General features: G+C 62.9%; 18 protein-coding genes and 2 pseudogenes. 13 read left to right on the top strand and 7 right to left on the bottom strand.

The genetic code is table 11. The features are described 5' to 3' along the window. The 9 genes and pseudogenes from AAFP32_RS10345 (at nucleotide 1) to AAFP32_RS10305 (ending at nucleotide 10,406) form a co-directional block, all read left to right on the top strand. Entirely contained in the window at nucleotides 1–882 is an 882-nt protein-coding gene (locus tag AAFP32_RS10345) for an SDR family oxidoreductase (protein WP_350269067.1), read from the top strand. A gap of 257 nt (nucleotides 883–1,139) precedes the next feature. Continuing rightward, nucleotides 1,140–2,489: pseudogene (locus AAFP32_RS10340) on the top strand (MFS transporter). A gap of 115 nt (nucleotides 2,490–2,604) precedes the next feature. After that, entirely contained in the window at nucleotides 2,605–3,168 is a 564-nt protein-coding gene (locus AAFP32_RS10335) for a TRAP transporter small permease (protein WP_350269066.1), read from the top strand. Next, nucleotides 3,165–4,757 carry a TRAP transporter large permease gene (locus AAFP32_RS10330; RefSeq protein WP_350269065.1) on the top strand — a complete coding sequence of 531 codons (1,593 nt, stop codon included), beginning with the start codon at nucleotides 3,165–3,167 and terminating at the stop codon, nucleotides 4,755–4,757. Before AAFP32_RS10335 ends, AAFP32_RS10330 begins: the two co-directional genes overlap by 4 nt. A 140-nt stretch (nucleotides 4,758–4,897) precedes the next feature. After that, nucleotides 4,898–6,178 (top strand): TRAP transporter substrate-binding protein DctP, encoded by a 1,281-nt coding sequence (gene dctP / locus AAFP32_RS10325; RefSeq protein WP_350269064.1) that lies wholly within the window; start codon nucleotides 4,898–4,900, stop codon nucleotides 6,176–6,178. Between the two features lie 117 nt (nucleotides 6,179–6,295). After that, complete coding sequence (locus AAFP32_RS10320; protein WP_350269063.1) at nucleotides 6,296–6,544, top strand: hypothetical protein; 249 nt, start codon at nucleotides 6,296–6,298, stop codon at nucleotides 6,542–6,544. A gap of 83 nt (nucleotides 6,545–6,627) precedes the next feature. Further along, a pseudogene (locus AAFP32_RS10315) lies at nucleotides 6,628–6,852 on the top strand (ISL3 family transposase); the annotation flags it as partial. 171 nt (nucleotides 6,853–7,023) lie between these two features. After that, a complete protein-coding gene (locus AAFP32_RS10310) occupies nucleotides 7,024–8,208 on the top strand; it encodes a PD-(D/E)XK nuclease family protein (RefSeq protein WP_350269062.1) in 1,185 nt (394 codons plus the stop codon). 182 nt (nucleotides 8,209–8,390) lie between these two features. Beyond that, nucleotides 8,391–10,406, top strand: coding sequence for an ABC1 kinase family protein (locus AAFP32_RS10305; RefSeq protein WP_350269061.1), 2,016 nt, complete (start codon nucleotides 8,391–8,393; stop codon nucleotides 10,404–10,406). 100 nt (nucleotides 10,407–10,506) lie between these two features. Here AAFP32_RS10305 and AAFP32_RS10300 read toward each other — a convergent pair whose 3' ends face one another. Continuing rightward, nucleotides 10,507–11,250 carry an SDR family NAD(P)-dependent oxidoreductase gene (locus AAFP32_RS10300; protein WP_350269060.1) on the bottom strand — a complete coding sequence of 248 codons (744 nt, stop codon included), beginning with the start codon at nucleotides 11,248–11,250 and terminating at the stop codon, nucleotides 10,507–10,509. A 177-nt stretch (nucleotides 11,251–11,427) separates the two neighbouring features. Between AAFP32_RS10300 and AAFP32_RS10295 the strand changes: the two genes are divergently transcribed. Beyond that, complete coding sequence (locus AAFP32_RS10295) at nucleotides 11,428–12,351, top strand: patatin family protein (protein WP_350269059.1); 924 nt, start codon at nucleotides 11,428–11,430, stop codon at nucleotides 12,349–12,351. A gap of 72 nt (nucleotides 12,352–12,423) precedes the next feature. On the opposite strand, the gene AAFP32_RS10290 is transcribed toward AAFP32_RS10295, so the two are convergent. From AAFP32_RS10290 to xsc, 4 genes are all read right to left on the bottom strand, one after another. Next, nucleotides 12,424–12,834, bottom strand: coding sequence for a hypothetical protein (locus AAFP32_RS10290; RefSeq protein ID WP_350269058.1), 411 nt, complete (start codon nucleotides 12,832–12,834; stop codon nucleotides 12,424–12,426). Between the two features lie 438 nt (nucleotides 12,835–13,272). Beyond that, nucleotides 13,273–14,292, bottom strand: coding sequence for a CobW family GTP-binding protein (locus tag AAFP32_RS10285; RefSeq protein WP_350269057.1), 1,020 nt, complete (start codon nucleotides 14,290–14,292; stop codon nucleotides 13,273–13,275). Nucleotides 14,293–14,295: 3 nt separating this feature from the next. Beyond that, a complete protein-coding gene (locus AAFP32_RS10280; protein ID WP_350269056.1) occupies nucleotides 14,296–15,945 on the bottom strand; it encodes an amidohydrolase in 1,650 nt (549 codons plus the stop codon). A gap of 153 nt (nucleotides 15,946–16,098) precedes the next feature. Further along, nucleotides 16,099–17,919, bottom strand: coding sequence for a sulfoacetaldehyde acetyltransferase (xsc, locus tag AAFP32_RS10275; RefSeq protein ID WP_350269055.1), 1,821 nt, complete (start codon nucleotides 17,917–17,919; stop codon nucleotides 16,099–16,101). A 242-nt stretch (nucleotides 17,920–18,161) separates the two neighbouring features. Between xsc and AAFP32_RS10270 the strand changes: the two genes are divergently transcribed. Genes AAFP32_RS10270 through AAFP32_RS10260 form a run of 3 tightly spaced genes read left to right on the top strand, consistent with a single transcriptional unit; the run spans nucleotide 18,162 to nucleotide 21,700 of the window. Further along, on the top strand, nucleotides 18,162–18,986 hold the full coding sequence (locus AAFP32_RS10270) for an IclR family transcriptional regulator (protein ID WP_350269054.1): 825 nt from the start codon (nucleotides 18,162–18,164) through the stop codon (nucleotides 18,984–18,986). Between the two features lie 45 nt (nucleotides 18,987–19,031). Further along, complete coding sequence (locus AAFP32_RS10265) at nucleotides 19,032–19,982, top strand: AAA family ATPase (protein WP_350269053.1); 951 nt, start codon at nucleotides 19,032–19,034, stop codon at nucleotides 19,980–19,982. Then, nucleotides 19,982–21,700, top strand: a complete 1,719-nt coding sequence (locus tag AAFP32_RS10260) for a cobaltochelatase CobT-related protein (protein WP_350269052.1) — start codon at nucleotides 19,982–19,984, stop codon at nucleotides 21,698–21,700. The genes AAFP32_RS10265 and AAFP32_RS10260 overlap by 1 nt, the downstream gene beginning before the upstream one ends. 74 nt (nucleotides 21,701–21,774) lie before the next feature. Here the strand turns inward: AAFP32_RS10260 and AAFP32_RS10255 are convergent, their stop codons facing one another. Both AAFP32_RS10255 and AAFP32_RS10250 read right to left on the bottom strand, forming a co-directional pair. Continuing rightward, entirely contained in the window at nucleotides 21,775–23,346 is a 1,572-nt protein-coding gene (locus AAFP32_RS10255) for an APC family permease (RefSeq protein WP_350269051.1), read from the bottom strand. A 15-nt stretch (nucleotides 23,347–23,361) separates the two neighbouring features. Further along, a complete protein-coding gene (locus AAFP32_RS10250; RefSeq protein WP_350269050.1) occupies nucleotides 23,362–24,477 on the bottom strand; it encodes a phosphotransacetylase in 1,116 nt (371 codons plus the stop codon). Nucleotides 24,478–24,486: the final 9 nt, after the last annotated feature.

The following is a 24,486-nucleotide window of genomic DNA, read 5'->3' as shown; positions in this document are numbered from 1 at the left end:
ATGATTGAGAAACTGCCCTACGGCACCAACCTGCCCACCGACTCAGGCACCGCCGAAGCGACCGCAGTGCCTGCCGAAACGATCGCCATCATCACCGGAGGAGCCCGGGGCATCGGCCGCCATCTTTCCGAGGCGTTTGCGAACGCCGGCTATCACGTGGTCGTCACGGCCACCTCGGCGGAGCGGGCGGAGAAGGCGGCAGCTGAGATCGTCGACGCCACCGGGGGAGCGGTGACCGGCCTCGGTCTCACCGTCGACGATGCCGCATCGGTGAGCGACTTCCGCGACGCAGTTCTCACGCTCGAAGGCGAAACTTCCCGCCGGTTGCAGGTGCTCGTCAACAATGCTGGTCGCATCGAGTCGACCGAGGGCCCGCTGTGGGAGGCGGACCCGCAGAGCATCAAGGACGTCGTCGCTGCGAACGTCACAGGTGTGGCGCTCATGGTCAATGTCTTCGCGCCGGTGCTCATCACCAACGCCGAGGCGACTGGTCGTCCCAGCCGCATCATCGACCTCAACTCCGGCTCAGGTGCGCAGGGAACACCGGCCTACGCGGTGTACTCGGCGTCGAAGGCCGCAGTGTTCCGCATCGCTGACTCCGTCGTCCACTTCGGACATGAGAAAGGACTGCGGATCTTCGAGATGGCACCCGGTGTCGTGGAGACAGAGATGACGAAGTCGATGCCCGTCCACGATTTCCGTGGCGAGGGCGATTGGACGAGCCCAGAGCAGGTGACTGATCTCGCGGTGGCGCTGGCCTCGGGAACGCTGGACGCGTTCACCGGCCGGTACGTCCGCGCAGGGGCCGACAGTGAAGAGTCTCTGCTCGCCGAGACAGCAGCCGACTTGGGCGAGCCCACACGGCGGCTCATCCTCGGCTGAGCACGGTAGAAACAATCAGCGGCGCGGCGAAGCTGCACCAGCGCGGTGCAGGCGGGGCGCTGCTGCCGGTTCACCGCGCCGCTGCGGGTGAAGGCTTTCTGGCGTGAGCATTCAGCTGTTGCGAGGATTCTCGATCGAACGACCGCTCAGAGATCTGACGGTGAAATCTCTGAGAGAATCCTGGACGAGAGGTCAAAGATACTGCGGCCGCAGTACATTTAAAAGGCCAGAGAATTCCCGCGACTAAGCGTGTTGTCATGTCCCATGCACAAGATTTCTCCCTGACCGATGCGGATCACAGGAAGCAGGTCAGACGAGCAGCACTGGCCAGCACCATCGGCACGACGATCGAATGGTACGACTACTTCCTCTACGGCACGGCCGCGGCCTTGGTCTTCCCACATCTGTTCTTCCCTGACGTCTCTCCGTACATCGGCACACTTGCCGCATTCGCTACCTACTTCGTCGGCTTCTTGGCCAGGCCTGTGGGGGCCGCGATCTTCGGTCACTGGGGTGATCGCATCGGTCGGAAGGTCATGCTCATCGTCACCTTGCTGATGATGGGCATTTCCACTGCCCTCATCGGTGTCCTGCCAGGCTCTGCGACCTGGTGAGATGTAGCGCCGATCATCCTCATCCTGCTGCGGATCGTTCAGGGCATCGCGGTCGGTGGCGAATGGAGCGGTTCAGTTCTGCTCTCCATGGAATGGGGCGACCAGAAGCGTCGCGGTCTGATGGCCAGCTGGCCCCAACTGGGAGTGGCAATCGGACTCATCCTCTCCACCGGTCTGATGGCGCTCTTCAACAGCCTCTTCGGCACAGAAGCCTTCGTGTCCTGGGGATTCAGGATTCCTTTCCTGCTCAGCCTCGTGCTGGTGGGTATCGGTCTCTACATTCGCCTGAAGATCATGGAAACTCCGCAGTTCACCAAGGTCATCAAGTCCAAGGAAACCAGCTCGGCTCCGCTGCTGCAGGTGCTCAGGCGATTCCCGAAGGAGATCACACTCTCGGCACTGCTGCGGATGTCAGAGCAGATGCCGTTCTACGTGGTCACAGCGTTCGTCCTGTCCTATATGACTTCGGCGGAGCCAGGCCACAATTTCAGCTACAACTTCGTCCTTATTGGCACATTGATCGCCGCTGCGATCGAATTGGTGCTGGTCCCGCTGTTCGGGCATCTCTCCGACACGATCGGGCGGAAGAAGATCTACGCCTGGGGTGCGGCCATCATGGGAGTCTGGGGCTTCATCTACTTCGCTCTCCTGGATAGCGGCATCACCTGGCTGGCGTTCGCCGCACTGTGCCTGGGGCTCATTCCCCACGCAATGCAGTACGGCCCGCAGGCCTCGATCATCGCCGAGAGCTTCCCGACGAACCTCCGGTACACGGGGGCCGGCCTGGGCTACCAGCTCTCGTCGATCGTCGCCGGCGGTCCGGCGGCGCTCATCGCCACTTGGCTCATCCACCAGTTCGGCACCGGCTATGCAGTCTCTGTGTATATTCTCGTCTCGGCAGTGATCACGCTCATCGCGTTGAAGCTCCTGGCAGACCGATCGCGCAGCGACATCACGACCGATGAGACATACGACCGAGGGGTCACTCGCTGAACCCATCGGCAAGCAGTCTCCATCGGCACCAGAGACCATCCCAGGCAAGTAGCCCGGCAGCAGCGCCTTGGCCAGATGGCGCACCCGCTCATGTCGAGGGCTAAGGTGACTTCTGATGTTGAAATTCACTGAGGTCCTCGGCAAATGCCTGACGATCACGACTGCGGCCGCGATCATCGTCATGATGGTCCACATCGTCACTCACGCGCTCATGCGCTCACTCTTCGACGCCCCGATCTATGGCACCAATGAGATCGTTGAGTACTGGTACCTGCCGATCGTGGCACTCCTGGGCATCCCGGCCGCCCAACTCCAGAAGAAACACATCACCGTCACCCTGGCCATCGAACGGGCACGTCCGGCCACAGCCTCAGTGTTCAGAGTCTTTGCGTGCATCCTCGGCGCACTCGTCTCGATCGCCTTCGCCTGGTTCGGGCTGATGAAGGCACTGGAGAACATGGCCATCGGCTCGACCGCCGACGTCTCCGATGTCATCACCTGGCCGGTCTACTTCCTCGTCCCCATCGTCTTCGTCCTCCTGGCCGCGCTCTACGTGCTTGACGCCCTCGTCATCGCCCGCACCGGGCAGACCGAGACCGACCTGGCCACCGGTGAACCGCCCGAACACGACATCGAGTACAGAGCCGACAGAAGCTCGGCAAACGGACACAACCTGTGAACGCCAATACCGACCACTCCGCCGCGGCCCTGCCCCCGGACGTCACTACAGCTGCCAATGACGCCACCAGCCCGACCACCGCCAACACCGACTCCACCAGCATCGGGCCCACCCTCTTCCCCTCCGGGTCCCGCCGGAAGCGGCCCGGCTACCTGGCACTGTCCATCGGGTTCGGGCTCGTCGCCATCTGCCTCGCAGGCCTGTTCACTAGCCCTTCGGCCGCCGTCGGGGGCGCCTGGTGCATCGCGTTGATGTTGGTGCTTCTGTTCCTGTCGGTGCCCGTGGCCATCGCCTTGTCCGTGCCCTCGCTCATCGGCGTCTACGCAGTCAGCGGCATCCCCGCGACCATGAACATCCTCTCGACGGCCCCCTTCAGTGCGGTCTCGGACTGGACGCTGAGCGTGCTGCCGATGTTCATCTTCATGGGCATGCTGCTCACCCAATCAGGGCTCTCCGGCAAGGTCTACCGGGTCGCCGACCACTGGTTTTCCTGGCTGCCCGGCGGCGTCGGCATCGGTACGACCTTCGCCGGAGCCGGACTCTCCGCAGTGACCGGTTCGACCATCGGGATGACCTACGCCCTCGGCCGAGCCGGCATCCCCGAGATGCTCAAGGCCGGCTACGACAAACGCATGGCCGTCGGGACCATCATGGTCGCGGGCATGACGGGCAACCTCATCCCACCCTCGATCCTCATGGTCATCTACGCCGGAATCGCCTCCGTGCCCGTGGGGCCCGCCCTCATGGCCGGTGCCCTACCCGGGATTCTGCTCGCCGTCTGCTTCGCTGCCTTCATCCTTGTCCTCGGCATCATCGCCCCGACACTCGTCGGCCGCGGCCAAAGCCCAGCCACTACCCGCCCCACGACAACCTGGCGCGACCGCTTCAGCTCGCTCGCCGGCGTCTGGGGTTTCCTCATCATCCTCATCGTGCTCTTCGGCGGTATGTTCTCCGGCATCTTCACCCCCACCGAGGCTGGTGCCGCGGCGGCCCTGTGCTCGGTTCTGCTGTGCCTGTGGGAGAAACGGCGTGACCTGCCGTGGCAGAAGGTCGCCCAGTCGGCGCTCGCCACCGTCTCGGCCACCTCGGCGATCTTCTTCATCATGATCGGCGCGACGATGCTCACCAGCCTGCTGGCCATCACCGGGCTCGCTCCCATCCTCACCGGATTCATCACCGGCCTGGGCCTGTCGACGGTGGGTTTCCTGCTCGTGCTCATCGTCCTCTACGTCATCATGGGCATGTTCTTCGACACCATGTCGATGATGCTGCTGACCATCCCGATCCTCCTGCCGACGCTCGAGACGATGGGGGTCAGCCCACTGTGGTTCGGGGTCTTCGTCGTCTTGCTCGGCGAGTTCGGCATGGTCACCCCACCGGTCGGCATCATCCCCTACATCGTTCACAGCATCGTCAAGGACTCCGACGTCAACCTCGGGCACTCCATCACGCTGCGTGACATCTTCGTCTCACTCCTGTGGTTCCTCCCCGTCGCAGTGGTCTTCCTCGTCCTCATGATCGCCGTGCCGGGAATGACCGAATGGCTCCCCGATTTCATCGAACGCACCAGCGGAGGAATGTTGGGCTGAGCCTCGCCGAGGTGGTCCCACCGTGTCATCGACCGCGCCGTTGCGTGGCTTCGGCACAGTGTGAGGGGAGTCATGGTGAGGGTGGGCTCATTCGGATCTATGATCGAAGGGAACTCACAGCCGCCGTTCAAAGGAGTCCCATGAATCGCATCCTCTCGGCGGCAATCCGCCCCACGAAGACCGCAGCAATGTTCGCGTCGCTGGCGTTGCTCGCCGGATGTGCCGGATCCGTCGGCGGCAGCGGTACGGACTCGGACACCGCGGCAGGCGAGGGCTTCGCTGATGACGCTTCGCAGGGCGAGATCGATGAGGCACTAGCCGACCTTGACCCGGTGACGTTGAAGTTCCAGCCCTCGTCGATGTCGGAGAAGTCGATCCTCGCGCCGAACGGGCTCGATGTGAAGAAGGCGATCGAGGAACGCTCGGGCGGGAAGATCACCGTCGACATCGTGTGGGGTCAGGCGATCGCCAGCTACGCCGACGTCGATGATGCCCTGGCCGACGGACGCGTCGACCTCGCCTTCACTCTGCCGTCATACACCCCGGCCGAATACCCGGCCTTCGACGCGATCGGCACCGCCATGTCGACGCTGCCGTCCTCGCCGGTGGCCAGTGACCTCGCGGCGAATGCGGCCGGTGTTCAAGCGGCATGGGAGACGCCGGAAGTACTTGCCGAGTTCGAGGACAAGGACCTCGTTCCGCTCATCCCAATGCTCGCCGCCGGTGGGTATTCCACAATGTGCTCGAAGCCGATGACGTCACTCGATGACTGGAAGGGCAAGCAGTTGCGTGTCGGTTCGGCAGCTGCAGGCAAGCAGGTCACCGACCTCGGAGCCACCCCTGTTTCACTGTCGTTCCCTGAGACCTATGAGGCGCTGCAGCGTGGGACCGTCGACTGCGACCTCGGGCAGCTCGCCCCGAACGTCGAGGCCGGCACGTTCGAAGTCGCCCCGAACATCGGTGTGGCCTCCGACGCGGGAATCGCGCGTTCGGCCGGTGCGATCACTGCCGGGAAGAAGTACTCGGAACTGCCTCTTGCCTACCAGCAGGTCGTCTTCGATTCGATGTCCACAACCTTCAGCACCATGATGGAGGTAGTCATCGGTGCCAAGGCGATGGCTGTTGAGCAGGCGAAGGACAACGACGGTTCGGTCGAACCCTTCGACGATGACGTACAGAAGCAGATGGCGAAGTATGCCAAGACCCTGTCGGAGAAGACCGCGAAGACGGCTGGAGTACCAGATGCCCCATCGACGCTGAATACTGCGGCGAACGATTGGCAGAAGAGCGTGTCCGAACTTGGCCTTGACGACAAGGGCGACTTCGCCAACCTCGACGAGTGGTACCCGAAGGACGTCTCCTACGATGACCTCGGCGATGAGCTCTTTGACAACGTTATGGCCGAGCACCGTCCGAAGTGAGTAGGGAACTGATGCGGGGCTTGATGGCATGAACCGCCGCTGAGGGAGGCTGATCCCACAAGAATCAAGGACGTTGTCTGTCCTCGGTATCGCTCTTATCTTCAATGCCTTTCCCTTGTGCTCATCACCAACGCCGAGGGCATCGGTTGCCTCAGTGACATCATCGATTTCCTGACTGCAACAAGTTGGGTGCCTCACCGCAGGATCAAAAGTTTCGACGTTGCGAACGAGCTCGGCGGTTTGCGGCGGAATAGCTGGCAGGAACACGAGGTCGTGTCCGTCAACTTCGTCTACGAACTCGCGTGGCGGTTGCAGTGCGGTGATGGTCACGTCCGGCTCTTCGTCAACGAGAGTGTAAGTGGGTGAGACTGAAATAGGGCGAGCCGCTACACAAGCAGAGGTCGAGGCCTTCCGATGATAGAGGTTCTCACCCAATCCTCACGAAATACCTGGACGTAGCCAGGCCTATATTCTCGACCCCCGACCTCACGATATTCTGCCGACTCGACTCCCTCGATCTGTTCTGTATCGGCCAACACATCACCGCGACCAACGCAGTCCTGGAGCGCCGATCAAACTCTCCTGATGACTGGTGCCGGCAGTGTGGTGGCTATTGTGAGGTTCGGTACTCTGTTCTGCGTGGTCTGGCACACGAGCCGTTGGGCCACCGACCGGGACTGATACAGAGGTTGGCAGCCTCCATTCCTACGAGCGCCGCTGTTTATCTTTGGACTTCCATGCAGGCGTGTTACCTTGATAATGAAATCTCTTGCCTAGCGACTTTGTCGATAATGTCCAGATGTCAACGGCCCACACTGGCATCACCTGTGGCTTAGCATTGGGCTATGGCCCGACTCTCAACGGACATGAACGATTTTGTCACGATGCTCCTACCTGGACTCTCTCGGAGTTTGGGCGAGCAGTTCAATATCTTTCGAGTGATGCACCATGGCACCCACGAAAAGCAGCTTTCGAATATTTTCGCCTGGCTGTTGGCCACCGATGCCACTCATAAGCTCGGAGATGCATTCCAGCGCGCTTTCCTCGCGAGAGTCAATGGCCAGTTACGGGACGACGCGCAGTTGCCGCCCAGTGGCTACCGCGTAATCCAGGAAGTCAACACTCTAGGGGGTGAGGACATCGCTGGCGAAACTGGCATGGATATCGCCGACATCGTTCTCTCGAGGTCTGATGCGGCGGTCGTCATTGAGAATTACGGTACCTCGGATGGACACGGCCATGACTACCAGCGGTATCTCGCCCACGGGGCCACCGACGGCAGGGCAACAGCCGTTGTTCTGCTCTGCCATCGCCACGAAGCCCACCTGCAACGAGACGGCTGGGAACAAGCCAGCATCGTGACCTATGCTGATGTTCTTTCCGACCTTCAGGCCCACGTTGAACGCGATGGGTCGTGGTGTCGGCAACATCCAGACCAGCTCTTCTTCATCCGACAGATGGTTCAATACTTCGTGAAAGGCCCAGCGGCAGTGGACGTCGACGATCAAGTTTCCTTCATCAAAGCCATATGCGAGACCGGCGAGTCTGCACGGTATGGGTATCGGCCACGGGACCGGGTAACGCGAGAGTTTGCAGAGCTAGTGGCCGAGCATGCCCGGCGACAATTCGAAGACAGCCGCACCACGCTGGCCACAGTGAAAGATGGGTTGCGGCGCTTCGCGCGGTCCGTCCTTGTGGAGCAAGTGAATGGTGCGGTCAATAAAGGGCGAATTGAGAAGGTCGTGACCAAGCTCGTCGGACAGTGGGAATGGTGCGTTGAACTGCAACGTGCTGATGCACAGCCAGCGATCTATCTTGAGTTCGGGCCCACCGCCGCCGTAAAGAACGAGCGAGTGGCAGACCCAATTCACGACCCTGACTATTCTCGGGTGTTCGTCTCGCTTCGAGACGAAGAGCGGGGCGGCACTAGTCGAATGGTGCAGACCGAGGTGAGACTTGCCGAGGTTATCGGTGGCCTTTCGCGAGAGGATGGTCGACTACGGGATGCCGTGCTGTCCTTAGAGGTATAAGGGAGCGCCGACTGACCGGCTTTGAAATAGGACTCGGGCCAGTTCCTTGGCTCCCCGATGCACTGCAAACTCTCAATCTCACGCTCGCCTGATCAACTAGGCTGGTGGCGGCGCACAACTGAGTCGGCACGCCGGCCACAGTCAGAGCGCACATCTGATCGAACGACAGAAGGGCTTGACGGGTGACGATCCTCTATTCCATCGGTTTGGGCCTCATCAACGCGCTCATCGTCGGGTTCCTCGTGCGGCGCATGATGTTCACCGGCACGGGGGCCGCCCGCAACATCATCGTCTCCCTGGCCATTGGTCTCTCCATCTGGCCGATCACCCTGCAGGCCTACCGGCTGCTGGGTGTCGCTGAAGGAGGCAGCTATCCGACGCTGGACATGAGCTTCCCGGCGATCATGATCTTCCTCCTCCTCTTCGCATGGTTCATCGTCATCCAGATGTTCGTCCTGCTCGCCATCGAACTCGTCATGCCCACCGGGTCGTTGACGTCATTGCTGCGCTCAGCGCCGAAGATTCCCACCTGGTACCGCCGGTTCAGTCGCCTGGCACAGATCCAGAAGATCCTCATCCAGTTCGGTCTCTCCCGCTACCTCAAACCGCGGATCCCCACGCTGCGGGTCTCCCTGCGAGAGATCGCATCGACAACTCGAGATGCGCTCGCGGCGGCCGGTGTCACCTTCATCAAGCTCGGACAGTTCATCGCCACCCGCGGTGACATGATTCCCCACGAATTCGTCGAAGAGTTCTCGACCCTGCAGGCCGGTGTTCCACCCGTGCCGTTCGCCGAGGTGAAGGAGCAGCTTGAGACCCAGTGGGGCAGGCCCGTCGCCGAGGTGTTTGCAGAGTTCGACGAAGTTCCCTTCGCCGCTGCTTCGGTTGCGCAGGTCCATCGCGCCGTGACCTGGGACGGCCGGGTCGTCGCCGTGAAGGTGCAACGACCGAAGATCCGCAAACAGGTGCGGGCCGACTGCGATATCGTCCTGACCTTGGCCGAACGACTCGAACGCTCCACCGACTGGGCAAGCAAGGTCGGTATTGGGAAGTTGGCCCGAAGCTTCGTCGACTCCCTCCAAGGTGAGCTCGACTATCGCGGCGAACTGGGCCATATCGAAGCTCTACGCAAGGCCGACGAGACCGGCCGTTCCACCTCGGGGACGGACTCGAAGGTGACCATTCCGCGGGTATACAAGGAGTATTCCGGCGAGTTCGTCATCGTCATGGATCTCATCGAGGGTGTTCCCCTCTCACACGCCACCGAGGTTGTCGACGGCCTTTCGGAGTTGGCCAGGAACGAGATCGCCCAGGACCTCTTCCTCATGGTCGTTCGCCAAGTGTTGGGCAAAGGAATCTTCCACGCCGACCTGCACCCGGGCAACATTGTCATCTCACCCGCTGGCAGAGCTGGTCTCGTCGACTTCGGCGCCGTGGGCCGGATCGACAAACGTGACCGACGGGCCATCGCACTGCTGCTCATGGCCTTCGATTCGCAGAACTCCCAGGCCGCGACGGCCGCAATCCTCGATCTCCTCGGCACTCCCAGCGACGTCAATCTGAGAGAGCTGCAGCGCGAGATCGGACAGATCCTGCTCAAATACGGGGATGGGATGCCAGGGTCGACCTCGGCGGCGTTGTTCGGTGAGCTCATCGACTTCGTCGTGGATTTCGGGTTCCCGATGCCGGTGTCGGTGGCGACGGCTTTCCGTGCCATCAGCACTCTGGAGGGTTCGATCACGAGGCTCAACCCCGAGCTCAATCTGCTGGCCCTGGTGACGCAGAATGGGCGCGGCCTTCTGCGCGAAGTCGGGGGACTGGGTGTCGACCGACAGGAGGCAGCACTCTACGCGGCCGCTGTGGCTCCACAGATCGCGGAGCTGCCCGGCCAACTCTCCCGGATTGCCGGGCATCTGCAGGACGGCACTCTTGATGTCGGTACAAGCGGGTTGAACATTTCAACGATCAAGAACCTGCTCAAGTCCACGGTCGAGCAGTTCATCCAGGTGATCGTGTCCACGGCTCTGATCCTGGGCGGGGTCATTCTCATGGCCGCGAATTTCGGGCCGCAGCTTGCCCCCGAACTCAAGCTCTTCACGTATTTCGGGGCATGGGTGCTGCTTGTCGGCAGCGTCATCGCCGCTCTGGTGTTGGCACCTGCGTTGCGGCAACGAATGATGTGGGAAGGGTTGGGCTAGAGACTCAAGCACTCGCCGGCCGAACATCATCAGAGGACTTCACGCTCACTGTCTGTGCGTTCTCGCTGTCATGTCCGGCCGGTGGCCTTCGCCCCCTGGATCAGTAGAGCTTCTGGGTGCCTCCGTCGGCCATGAGCGTCTGCCCGGTCATGTACTGCGCGTCGGAGGACAGGAGGAAGGCGACGATAGGAGCGACGTCGGTCTCGGGGTCTCCGAAGCGGCCCAGCGGAGTTTTGGCGACAGTTTCCTCATACTGGGCCGGCTGAGACTTGCTCCAGGCCTCGACCCCGGGAGTCAGTGCCAGTGGGGAGACCACATTGACCCGGATGCCCTCGGGAGCCCATTCGTTGGCGGTGACACGACTGATGCCGCGGATGGCTTCCTTGGCTGCCGCATACGCAGCCTGACCGACCTGCCCACTCATGGCGGCACCGGAGCCGAAATTCACCACGGAGCCTTTGGTCTTGGCCAGTTCATCATGAGCGGCTCGCATGAAATTCAATGTCGCCTGGAACCCTGTTGAGAAGGACAGCTCCCAGTCCGACTGCTCGAGTTCCAAGAACGGCTTCTGCCGTGAAGCGTGAGCATTGTTGACCAGACCATTGAGGCCTCCGAAGACGTTGAGTGCCTCGGCGACTGAGGTCGTGGCGATCTGCGCATCGGTGACATCACCGTGGACGAAGTGCGCCTTGTCGCCGAGCTCTTCGGTGAGGCGCTCGCCCGCCGCCGCGTCGATATCCACGGCCACCACTCGTCCGCCCTCCGAGATCAGACGACGAGTGATGCCCAGGCCGATGCCTGAGGCGCCGCCGGTGACGATGAAAGTCTCATTTTCCAGTTTCATGGTTGTCCTCCTTGTTCGATTTCATTCCTCGCTACCGGTCTATCAGGCGCTTTCACGAGAGCACCTAAATCGAGGGTGTCAACACCCCGGTGCGACGGGGTCAGTACTCAGCTGGGGAGGCGAGCACAGGCAGGCCCTCTGCGGTTTCCGGTCGGCACCTTCGTTAGGATGACGGACATGACGAGCCCAGACCAGGTGACAAGACCGGCTGACACGACGCGCATCAGCGACACGGCCCTCATCTTCGAAGGCGGCGGCATGCGGGCGTCCCTGACAAGTGGAATGGTGGTCACGCTGCTGAACGCAGGCTTGGCCTTCGATTGGGTCGCCGGCATCAGCGCGGGGGCGTCGAACGCGGTGAACTATCTGTCCGGTGACGCACGTCGGGCCCGCCGGTCGTTCGTCGACTTCGCCGCCGACGAACAGTTCGGCGGTCTGCGTTACTTCGCTCGCGGACAGGGCATGTTCAACGCGGAGTACATCTATCAACAGGCTGGTGGCCCCGACCAAGCCTTGCCGTTTGATTGGGAGTCGTTCCAATCGAGTACCGGTGACATGCGGATCATTGCATTCGATGCGGTCACCGGTGATGATGTCGTGTGGTCACGAAAAGACACGCCACACATCGAAGACCTGATGATCCGTGTCCGTGCGTCCTCGACGATGCCTGGACTCATGCCCCCGGTTCACTTGGGCGGGCATGTGTACGTCGACGGGGCGATGGGTGAGGGCGGTGGAATCGCGCTGAGCCAGGCCCAGCGCGAAGGTTTTGAGAAGTTCGTCATCGTGCTCACCCAGGAGCGCTCGTACCGGAAGGTACCGCAGCGTTTCCCCGCGGTCTACCGCAGCATGTTCCGGCGGTACCCGGCGTTGGGCGAGGCGCTGCTGACTAGGTGGAAACGGTACAACGAAACACGCGAACGCATCTTCGCACTCGAAGCGGAAGGCAAGGCCCATGTCTTCGCCCCGGAGCGTATGCCGGTCGACAACGGTACCCGCGACCTCTCCCGCCTCGCCGCGGCGCACCGTATGGGGTTGTCCCAATCACGCCGTGAGTTGCCGGCGATGCGTGAGTTCCTCGGGGTCGACGGAACCTCATAAGACTGGCAGGTCCTGGTGGCCTCGGTGGTCAGGTTCATCAAGCTCGGCCACGATGCGCGACATTTCTCGGCATCAAGTAGTTTGCTGCTCAACCGCGACCAGATGCCCACCCCCGAGGTCGCGCAGTGTCACCCGTTCCGGTCCCTCGTCCTCGGGCCAGACCGGACTGGGGCTCTCACCCGCCGGGAAGAGGGCACGTTCGCGTCTCTGATCCGGCGTCCGCAATCGGAGTCGCGTGTACGAGACGCCGCGTCCATGAGACGCCGCGTCCATGAGTCGCCGCGTGCACGAGTGCTGCGGGTTCTCGAAGACCTGGCGCCGCAGTCCCATTTCCACGATCTGCCCCAGGTACATCACCGCGACCCGGTGCGCGATCCTCTCGACGACGGCCAGGTCGCGGCTGACGAAGAGATAGGACAGCTCGAACTCCTGCTGCAGCTCGAGCATCAGATTGAGCACCGTCGCACGGACGGAGACGTCCAAGGCCGATACCGGTTCATCGGCGACGATGAGGCTGGGATTGAGAGTGAGGCCCGAGCGATGCAGATGCGCTGACGCTGACCGCCGGAGAACTGATGCGGATACTTCCTCATATCGCCGACGATCTTGCCCACGGTCTTGCGAGGGTCGAGACTGGCGCACGGGTCCGAGACGATCATCGAGATGTCATTGCCTCGTATCGTGCGCATCTGCGTTTCGGGAGCTGTGTGCCGGTCGTGGCGCTCGCCAGTCTCGACTGCACTGCAGGGTTGAGCACGCGTGGGATGGAGCCGGTTACGTAGATGAGCGTGTCATCGCTGCTGCCGACGAGCGCAGACGGGCAGGTCCCGATCTGCGACTGCGCCGGCCGTGTGTGTGATTCCGAATGGTTCTGTGGGTGAACCTCATTGTTCCCTTTCCAATCGTCCAGGCAGATTCGGCCTAGTCGTCGACCTTGCCGTCGAGTGCATGGGCCAGCGTGGTCACAGCTTCCGGTGTGCCGGTATGGTCACCGGTCGCGATGAGGACCAACCGACCCACGCCGCAGTCCGGACTGCCCTCGCCTCGGAGGGGATCGTCCTCGTCATCCCCGTCCGTCGACGCGAAGGCCTCCGTTTCAAACCTCGCACCGTCGAATTGGACGAGCATCTGCTGACCGGGGTTTCGCTTATCGGACAGGATCCCCTTAACGCGGACGAAGGTCTCGGGCAGGTCGAGGACGAGCCTGCGTAATTGCGCCGAGTCGACCGCCGAGGTGGTCGTGATCGACCAGGAGCTGTGGTCGCGGATCTCGTGACCGGCACGGGGATGAGACGTGGGTGCGCTGTTGGCGAGATCCGTGGGCGAGCGCCCCGACGGGGGAGCCGCGTTCGCCCCTGGCTCGCAGGTACGCAGCGTCCGCGCGCCACCCAGGACCTGGTCACGGTTCACGATCTCGGCGTCGATGTCGGGCTGTGAGTCCAGCCACTGCACGACCTCGTCGATCTGCTCCGACCCGACCAGGTCGGTCTTCGTCAGCAGCAGTCGGTCGGCACCGCGCAGTTGGGACCTGACTGTCTCGCCCACCCATTTCCGGTTGACGTCTCGGCGGAGGGATGTGACATCGGCGCAGACGATGGATCCGCCACGTGCGAACCCGGGATGAGAGCCCCAGCGGGCGACGACCTCGGGTTGGCCGACCCCGCTGACTTCGATATAGACGGCGCTGACCGGTGGCTCGGTGTTTCGGATGCTCTCGATCGCAGCGGCCATCCCGTCCGAGAGGTCGCAGCAGATGCATCCGTTGGCGATCTCCCATGTCCGGCCGTCGCCGGTGCCGATGATCTCGGCATCGATGTTGACGGTACCGAAGTCATTGACGATGACAGCCACGCGCTCGCCGTCCTGACGGTCGAGAATCTCATTGAGCACAGTGGTCTTGCCTGCCCCGAGGTAGCCTCCGATCACTGTCAGCTCGATCATCGCTCAGCCTGCTGCAGGGAAGTGTCTGCCGGCTACGACGGATCCGTGCACGGTGATGTCGCGCAGCTCGGCGGGCTTGCATTCATAGGGGTCCCGGTCGAGGATTGCGAAATCCGCGAATTTCCCCGCTTCGAGAGAGCCGACGAGGTGATCGAGCTTGAGCATATAGGCGGCCCCGAGGGTGACCGCGTCGAGAGCCTCGGGCACGCCGATCCGCTCGTGCCGACCGAGGATCTTTCCGCTGGGGGTGGCACGCTCGGCCGCATACGATGCCGTGGCCAGCGCATCGAGAGGCGTGACGGGCGTGTCGCAGTGCAGTGAGATCGGCACACCGATGCGCAGTGCTGTGGCGGCGGCGTCCATCCGCTCGGCCCGATCCGGTCCGAGGATAAGATCGCGATGCTGGTCGCCCCAGTACCAGATGTGGTTGGAAAAGATGTTCGCGCACATGCCCAGCGCCTTCATCCGCCGATACTGAGCCGGGGTGGTCAGCTGACTGTGGGTGACCGTATGCCGGTGATCCCAGAGCGGAACCTCCTGCAGCACCTGTTCCACGGTGTCGAGATAGAGTTCGGTGGCCTCGTCGCCGTTGCAGTGGACGTGGATCGTCGCACCCGCCGAATGGTAGGCGCGGAAGGCCGTATAGAACTCCTCGGGTGAAGAGAGCCAGACGCCGTTGTCGTCATCGGGCAGATAGCCGGGGGACTGGAGCCGGGCGGTGAAGCCTTGGATGGACCCGTCGAGGAAGAGCTTGACCCCGCCGAGGTGCATCTTGTCGCTGCCGGTCGTGGCCAGCTCCGACAGTTTCTGCGCCGTGGTCGTCGGCTCGCCGCCGGCGCCCATCCCGCCGCCGAGGTGGAACAGCGACAATCGCAGGGGAAAGGCCTCGTCATCGATGACCGAGCGGTGCTCTTCGAGCACATCGGTCATGATGTAGGGATTGCCGAGGTCCGCCGAGGTGGTCACCCCGTGGTTGCAGGCGTCTGCGGCGAAGTTGCGCAGGGCGGTGGCGTTGAAAGGAGAACCCAGGAGCGACGAGGCGCTCGTGATCAGGGCCATGGCCGGTGGTTCCTGAAGTTCGCCGTTGGGCTCTCCGTCACCGCCCTTGACCACTCCCTCGACAGGGCAGTTTCGGTCGATTCCCTCGTGGGTGAGCATCGCCGAATTCACCGTGGCCAGATGTCCGCTCTGGTGGCTGACGAAGATCGGGCGGGTCGTCGAGACACTGTCGAGGTGCCGTTTGTCGAGCCGGTCTCCGGGGAAGAAGATCGGATCCAGCCCCCATGCGCTGAGGACCTCGCCGGCCTCAAGCTTGGCATCGGCCTCGCGCAGACGTTCGAGCACCTCGTCGATGCTGGTGCATCCGGGCCAGACCTTACCGGCGGGGTCCTTCCTCGGGTGGAAGCCGATGTAGGTGTTCTCCCACATCCCGCCGCTGTTGGCGTGAGCGTGGGCTTCGACCATTCCGGGGAAGATCACGGAGTCGGCATAACGGTCATCGATGTGTGAGGGCCCGTAGGCCTGGAGCTCGGAGAGCGAGCCGACGGCGCGGATCCGGGAGCCTCTCACCATGATCGCCTCGGCGGTGGGGCGTGCTGGGTCGAGAGTCCTCACTGTCTTGGCCGGATAGATGATGTTTTCGGGCGAGTTCATCGTTGAGGTCCAGCTTTCTGCGGCAATGTCGGCAGCGTCGTCGACCAGCCGCTGATCGGGGTACGGGGTGTGAAACGGCGTCGGGGCGCCGAGCCTGACTGGGCATCGGCGCCCCAACACCATCACGGAGCAGCGGTCAGCTTATACCGACGATCACACGTAGTCCTTGTACTTGTCGAGCGTGCGTACCGGTTTGCGCAGAGCGTCGCGACGGAAGGGATCCCCGAGCTCCTTGGTGCACATGACTTCGATGACGGTGGTCTTGCCCTCGTTCATCTGTGCCTCCACAGCCTTCTGCAGGGCTGGACCGACCTCGTCGAGCTGGTCGACGACGATTCCGTCGGCGCCCATCGATTCCGCCATCGCGGCGAAGCTCTCACCGTTGTCCAGCTCACCGGCGATGAAGCGACGGCCATAGAACTCCACCTGGTTCTTCTTCTCCGCTCCCCACTGCCGGTTGCGGAAGACAACGGCGGTGACCGGGATGTCGTGGCGGACTGCGGTGAGGATCTCCACCATGCTCATGGCCCAAGCACCGTCGCCGGCGTAGGCGATGGCGGGACGCTCAGGTGCGGCGCGCTTGGCTCCGATCATCGTCGGCAGGGCGTAGCCGCAGTTGCCGAAGCTCATCGGGGCGAAGAAGCTGCGGGGGCGTTCGAACCTGAGATAGCTGTGTGCGACCGAGTTGATGTTGCCGATATCGGTCGAGACCATGACATCGGCGGGCATCGCCTTCTCGAGTTCACGGAGAACTTGACGCGGATGGAGCCAATTGCCCTCTTCCTTCTCCGCCTCGTCGATGGTGTCGAGGGAGAACTCATCGCGCTCATGGGTCCACGAGTCGAGCTCGGCCTCCCAGGCCTCCTTCTCGGCACGGATGAGCTCCGCACGCTGGGCCTTCGTGGCATCACCGGCGACATCGCGATCATTGAGCCGGGCCAGGAGCTCCTCGGCGACGGCCTTGGCATCGCCGCAGATGCCGACATCGATCTTCTTGACCAGACCGAGCATCTTCTGATCGGCGTCGACCTGGATGATCTTGGCATTCGTGGGCCAGTAGTCGAATTCGTACTGGGGCAGTGTGCCGAACGGTCCGAGGCGGGTGCCGAGTGCCAGGACCACATCGGCCTGGTTGATCAGGGTCATCCCGGCCTTCGACCCCTGGTATCCCAGTGGCCCTGCCCACAGCGGATGGCTGGCAGGGAACGAGTCGTTGTGCTGATAGCTGTTGACCACCGGAGATCCCAGGCGCTCGGCCAGGGTGATGCACTCATCCACTCCGTTCGCCATCACGACGCCGCCGCCGGAGACGATGACGGGATTCTTCGCCGAGGCGAGCAGCTCGGCCGCTTCCTCCAGGCTTTCGGCCCCGCCTGCACCGCGATCGATCTTCTGCGGCTGGGGAATCTCAGAAGAGCATTCCCCGTAGAAGTAGTCGCGGGGAATATTCAGCTGGGTCGGACCCATCTCCGACTTCGCGCGGTCGAAGCAGCGGGCGGTAAATTCCGACATGCGGGTCGCGTTGCTGACATGCCCCTGGTACTTCGTGAACTCCTGGAACATCGGCAGCTGATTGGCCTCCTGGAATCCGCCCAGGCCGATCGAATTCGTCCCCGCCTCCGGGGTGACGATGACGACCGGTGAGTGCGCCCAGAAGGCGGCCGCGATGGCCGTCACGCAGTTCGAGATGCCCGGCCCGTTCTGCCCGGTGACCACGCCATGCCGGCCCGAAGCGCGGGCGTAGCCATCGGCCATGTGCGCAGCACCCTGCTCGTGGACCACGGGGATGAAGTCGATGCCGGCGGGGGCGAAGATGTCCATTGCATCCATGAACGCCGACCCCATGATGCCGAAGATGTCGGTGACGCCATTGGCAGCCATCGTTTCGACAAATGCTTCCGACGATGTGATCTTCTGTGGTTTCGCGGCATCGCTGAGTGCCGCTGTTTCGGTTCGATCGGCCAGTTCCGTCATTGCAACGTCTCCTGTTCGTCGTAGGACCACTGCTTTGTGGTCTCGGATTTGTGTTCATATCACTTCGAAAAGCGGAACATGATTGACGTTAGTGACCGGGAGTCGCTGTGTCAACGAAGTTCCGGAAAAGATTTCATTTGGTACGATAATTTGGAACAATGGAAGTCGGGCGGCGATGCCCGAACTCGATGACGATGTCCTGAGGGCTCGATGACGATGCCCGAGGGGATGGGAGGACGAGCATGCATGATGCAGCAGAACCGGCAACCGACGAGGGTCTCTCGCTTGCTGGGGAGACCCCCGCACTGAGACTGGTGTCGCTCCTCGAATTCATCTCCACTCGAGATCAGATCTTCACGCTGCAGTCACTTGTCGTGCAGACAGGCCTGCCCAAACCCACCCTGCATCGGATGCTCCAGCAGCTCGAGGGGGCAGGTCTGCTCACTCGGCACAGCGATGGACGCCACTACGGCACGGGTGCCCGACTGAGGCGGATAGCCGAGGACGTGCTGCTCAATGACTCGCGGCAGGGAGCACGGCGGATGATCCTGACGCAGCTTGCCGAGGAGGTCGGGGAGAGCTGCAATCTCACGGCTGTCTCCGGCAATGACGTCATCTACCTCGATCGCGTGGAGACCTCGCACCCACTGCGCGTGCATCTCGAAGCCGGCAGCCGCGTACCCACCCACGCCTCGGCGAGTGGGAAGATGATCACTTCGCAGTACGGAGACACCCCTCGCCGGCGGCTTCTCACCAGTTCACAGCTGCGAGCGTTCACGCCGAACACCATCACGGACCCGGATGTGCTGGAGGCAGAACTCGGTTCTGCCCGTCAGCTCGGCTATGCCCTGGACCGACAGGAGTACCTGGATGGGCTCGTCTGCTTGGCGGTCCTCATCCCCACCGACATCGGCCGCTCGAATCAGGCCTTGGCGATCCAAGCCCCCGTCATCCGCAAGTCGATCGAGGACCTCGTCGAACTCCTGCCGGTGGTCCGTGCCGCAGCGGAGCGCATGGCTGTTCTCAACGAGATCGATCGCGACGATGCGACCGCTACCTCGGCCTGAACCCCAGGCATACGCAGACACACAGACAGCGAAAGGACCGCGCATATGGCCGACGATTCACGAATTCGAGACATGTTCGGCATTGATGCAGACATGCCCGTGCCAGTTCTCGAAGGCGACAGTGACCTGGTCCCGACCATCGATGAGAACTACCGGTTCGACCCGCAGGTGACTCGAGCGGTCCTCGCAGGGTTCGCCCATGGTTCCCGAGTGCTCGTCCAGGGGCTGCACGGGACGGGGAAGTCGACACATATCGAGCAGATCGCGGCGCGTCTGAACTGGCCGCTCATGCGTGTCAACCTCGACGGGCAGATCTCACGCGCCGATCTCGTGGGCAAGGACCAGGTCGTCATCGAAGACGGTCAGCCTCGCACAGCTTTCGAAGAGGGAGTCATCCCCTATGCGCTGACCCGCCCGATGGCTCTCGTCTTCGACGAATACGATGCGGGCCGACCGGAGGTCATGTTCATCATCCAGCGCCTGCTCGAACGCGATGGGCTGTTCACCCTCACGGAGCAGAACCGGGTGATCCGTCCGCATCCGAACTTCCGCCTCTTCGCCACGGCGAACACCGTCGGCTTGGGCAACATCAACGGTCTCTACCACGGCGTCAACCGGCTCAACCAAGCCCAGCTCGACCGCTGGAACATCATCGCCTCACTCGACTACCTGGCCCCTGACGAGGAGTTCTTCGTCGTCACCGGGCAGGTGCCCGAAGCCGCGGAGACCGTCGGCGCCGACGGGGTGCGGACGATGATCGAGGTGGCGGCGCTGACGAGGAGCGGATTCGCCGCCGGCGACGTCTCCGCGCTCATGTCACCGCGCACGGTCATCTCCTGGGCTCAGAATGCTGTGATCTTCGGTGACGTCGAACTCGCCTTCAGATTCTCCTTCCTCAACCGCTGTGATCCCTCCGAGCATCCACTCGTCGCGGAGTACTACCAGCGTTGCTTCGGCGATGATCTGCGTGTCAGTCACACAGCAGCGGCGAGCTGATGACCATGCTGGAATCGGTGTCGTCCCAGGCCCGGTCCCACCGGGAGGAAGCCGCGTTGGAGAGGCGTCTGGCCTCGGTCTTCAGGGCGCTGAGCGGCGATCCCGGAGTCGACCTGTGGGCGCATCGTCCAGTGGACTCCCGGGGGACGCTGGCGATGAACGCACCACATCTCTATCCGGATTCTCGAACATCGAGTCTCGGTTCGCTGCGGGGAGCCACGGATGCCATGGCCATGCGCCGGCGATTCAGCGACCTCGATGCTCACCGAAGCCTGCTGCCCGAGTCCGGAGAGGAACGACTCCTCGTCGAGATCCTCGAACAGACTCGTTGCGAATCCCTGGCCTCGCAGGCAGGAGTCCGGGCCAACCTGTCGCTCCGCCATGCTGACTGGCGCAGCGAATATCTTCGCAGCCGACTCCATGAGACCCATCTGGGAATGCTGCTGTTCACGGTCATCCTGGTCACCCGAGCGGCACTGACCCGCGAGCCGATCACACCCGCCGAATCCGATCTCATCGAAGAGGCCCGATTCGAGCTCTCGCCCGATCTGGGCCCGTACCTGCCACGGCTGAAGGCGACACGCCATGACCAGCACACCTTCGCCGAGGTGGCCCGTGACCTGGCACGCACGATCGCCGGTCGGATCACCGACCTGGAAGATCGGGAAAGCTCGCGGACCGGAACGCGCGAACGTCGAGCGATGGCGAACCTGCCACTGGTCTTCGACGTCACTGAAGAGCTCTTCGCCCCTGCCCCGGATTCGGCGAGTGGACGCCTCCACATCGCCCAGGGATATCGTATCTGGGATCCCGGCTTCGACAAGACCTCCCACATCACCGAACTGGTCAGGGCCGAAAGCCTGCGCAGCGGCCGCCGCACGATCGCTGAGGAAGCAGCTCGACTCGCGGTGCCGCTGGCTCCGGTCGTCACCCGCCTGCACAGTGTTGTCGATGATGTCACCGATGCCCACGACGCCGTCGACGCCGATGAGGGCATTCTGGACTCCTCCCGACTGACACGGCTGCTGACGACTCCCGGAGACCCCAGAGTGTTCCGCGGCCGCTCGCAGCGAGCCGAGACGGACTGCGCCGTGACCTTCCTGCTCGACCTCTCGGGATCGATGAAACCCCATGCGTCCCGGCTCGGTGCGCTCCTCGACGTCATCGTCACCGCACTCGATCGACTGGATGTGAACACGGAGATCCTCGGTTTCACCACAAATTCGTGGAGTGGTGGCAGGGTCCGACGCGACTGGAAGAAGGCGGGGTCTCCCGGTGAACCTGGGCGCCTCAACGAGGTCCACCACATCGTCCTCAAGGCCGCAGACTCATCGTGGCGTCGAGCGCGGACCCACCTCGGCGGTCTGCTCAAGTCCTCGCTGTTTCGCGAAGGCATCGATGGCGAGGCTCTGCGTTGGGCGCTCGAGCGGCTGCGCAGCCAAAGGGCGGCGAAATCCGCTGTGGTCGTCATCAGTGACGGCTTGCCTGCCGACTCCGCGACCACCGAGGCCAATGGCGAAAGTTACCTGGCCCGTGATCTCGAGGCGACGGTGGCTCGCCTGCGACGAACCGGCGACATCGGAGTCGTCGGCGTGGGCCTCGGAGCGGATCCGAACATCATCTATCCTGTCGGCGTCGAGCTCGACGCCTCGGACGTGGGCAATGCGGCTTCGGTACGCGCACTCGTCGACGCCCTCCGCACGGTCCTCAGCCGCTGAGCACACACACGATCGGCCCGCTGCGCTCAGCAGCGGGCCGATCTCTTCGTGCGATGTGACTTTTCTCAGGCGTCTCAGTTCTCCGTTGTCAAGGTCCCTTCGCGACGCATCTGGGCGCGCTCGCTGAACCGAGTGACGGTTGGACGGATATCACCGAGAACAAGGCGATCGACCTGATGGTCGGTGAGCTTTCTGTTGTGGCGGATGCGCGAGAGGAAGAAGACGACACCGATGATGATCCACACAGCCAGGGCGATGAGCGATTCCTTGCCCAGAGCACCGGGAGAGCCCGGAATGAGCAGGAGGAGCATGAAGATGATCGCAATCACCGCACCCACACCGGACAGGACCTTCTTCGTCGTCGAGTACATGCCCGGCAGAGCCTCGGGGTCACGCGCCTCATGGGTGGGGCGGAAGATCTTGAAGGCACACAGGCAGGTGTAGAGGTAGGCGATGGTCACACCGATCGACGACATGTCGACGACCCAGGTCAGCGCCGCACGCCCGAACCAAGGACTGATGAGGCAGACGATCATCACGGCGATGATGCCGACGTAGGGAGTCTTGTGCTTGGAATGCAGACGGGCGAAGATGGGCGGAATCATCTGTGCCCGACCCATGGCCAGCAGCACACGACTGGCCGAGACGTAGAAGCCGTTGAGACCGGTGCTCACGCCCATGGTGATCGCAATGGCCAGCAGGAGGAGGCCCGATCCGCCGATGACACCGGTGACCGCGTCGGCGGTGCCCCACGCGGATCCTGAATTCGCCAGGGCCTGCCACGGCTCCGCCATCGACACCGAGACGATCATTGCCATGTAGAGAGCTGCCGCGGTGATGATTGCCAGGACGATGAGACGCAGCGCTTTGGCAGGGGAGAAGTCGAATTCCTCGGCCGCCTGCGGGACATTGTCGAAGCCGATGAAGGCCCAGGGAGCGATGGCGACGATGGCGATGATCGCGGCGACCGGGCTGACACCGTCGGGCAGTGCCGGCGACATATTGCCGAAATGCGTCGTCGGGCTGGCCACGACTGAGATGATGATCGCCGTGACGGCGATCATCATGATCACGCATGCCCAGAACTGGATGCGGCCCGACAGTGCGGTTCCCCTGATGTTCAGGACGGCGAAGACGACGAGCGCCGTGACGGAGATGAGGATCTCCGGCAGATAGACATCCCAGCCGGCGACAGTGTAGAGGTAACCCTGTTCGATGACAGAGGGCATGATTTTGCGGAACAGCAGGGCCAGAGCTGAGGCATTGAGCGCGACGATGCAGACGTAGCCGAGTGTGAGGAACCACCCGGCGAAGAACCCGTGGACGCGCCCGTAGCCGATGAGGGCGTAAGCCAGTTCACCTCCGGAGACAGGGAAGGTGCGGATGAGGAAGCCGTAGCTGACGGCGATGAGGAGCATCAGCCCGGCACCGATGGTGAACCCGAGCAGAGTTCCCAGCGGGCCTCCCATCGCCAACCAGTCGGTCGGGAGGATGAAGGCACCCCAGCCGACGGCGGAGCCGAGGGCGATGGCGAAGACCCAATGCGGTTTGAGCGTCTTCGCCATCCTTTCGGGTTGCTCGCCGTCACCAGGACCGGATGGTGTGGTCACGGCATTCGGTGTTGGGTTCTCTATTGATTTCGACATGGCACCTAACTTTCGTCACTTCTCTGTGAACGTGGGTTCAGTGGTGGGTTCTCGGACCGGCTGCTGAACCGCCGCGGCCGGGGTGAGTGCCTGCAGGCACGTGATGAGACCGACATTGACGATGTCGGATACGCTCGCCCCGCGGGAGAGGTCGTTGATCGGAGCCGCCAGACCTTGGAGCAACGGCCCGTACGCGTGGGCCCCGGCGAGGCGTTCGGCGATCTTGTACCCGATGTTGCCTGCGGCAAGGTTCGGGAAGACGAGCACATTGGCGTGTCCGGCGACTGCGGAGTCCGGAGCCTTCGTCTTCGCGACCGATTCGACGATCGCCGCATCGAACTGCAGCTCGCCGTCGACATCGAGCTCCGGGCAGGTGCTGCGGATCCGCTGTGTGGCCAGACGGACTCTGTCGATGTCTGTGTGCTGGGCAGATCCTGCTGTGGAGAAGGACAGCATCGCCACGGAGGGCGAAGCTCCGGTGATCGCGGCGAAGGTCCCAGCGGTGGCGACGGCGATCGCGGCGAGCTGTTCGTCGTCGGGCACAGGAACGACAGCACAGTCGCCGAAGCCCAGATACCGACCGTCGGTCAGCTTCATGAGGAACGACGAGCTGAGCACAGCCGAATCCGCAGCCAGCCCCACGATCGCCAAACCCGCCCGGATGACATCAGCGGTCGGGCGATCCGCGCCGGCGACTGCGGCGTCGGCGAGTCCCTCTGCCACGGCCGCAGCCGCCAGGAAGACGGTATCGTCCAACCACTGTTCGGTGAGATGGCGATGCTTTGTCTCCGCCTTGCGCCGAATGCGTTCGCCGGGAGCTCCGGCTGCGAGTGCGGCGGGATCTTCCACGCTCCATCCGTCGACTCCCGTGATGCCCAGCCTTTCGCCGCGACCCAGGACCTCATCCCGGTCACCGATGAGGACGGGACGCAGCCCCGCCTCGGCGAGGACACCGGCAGCACGAAGGATGCGCTCATCGTGGGACTCCGCGAGAACCACTGTGGGCCTCGCTCCGGGACCGGACGATTCGAGCACCCGATCGAGCAGCATCGGGTCGATTTCGACATCGGCGGGCTCGGGAAGTGCCGTGGCGATGTCCTTCTGACTGTGTGCTGCCGGTGTCTTCAACATGGTGCGATC

Source organism: Brevibacterium sp. CBA3109 (genome assembly GCF_040256645.1).
GTDB classification, from domain to species: domain Bacteria; phylum Actinomycetota; class Actinomycetes; order Actinomycetales; family Brevibacteriaceae; genus Brevibacterium; species Brevibacterium koreense.
Note: the sequence above shows the minus strand (reverse complement) of the source record. Positions and strands in the feature narration are given on the sequence as shown.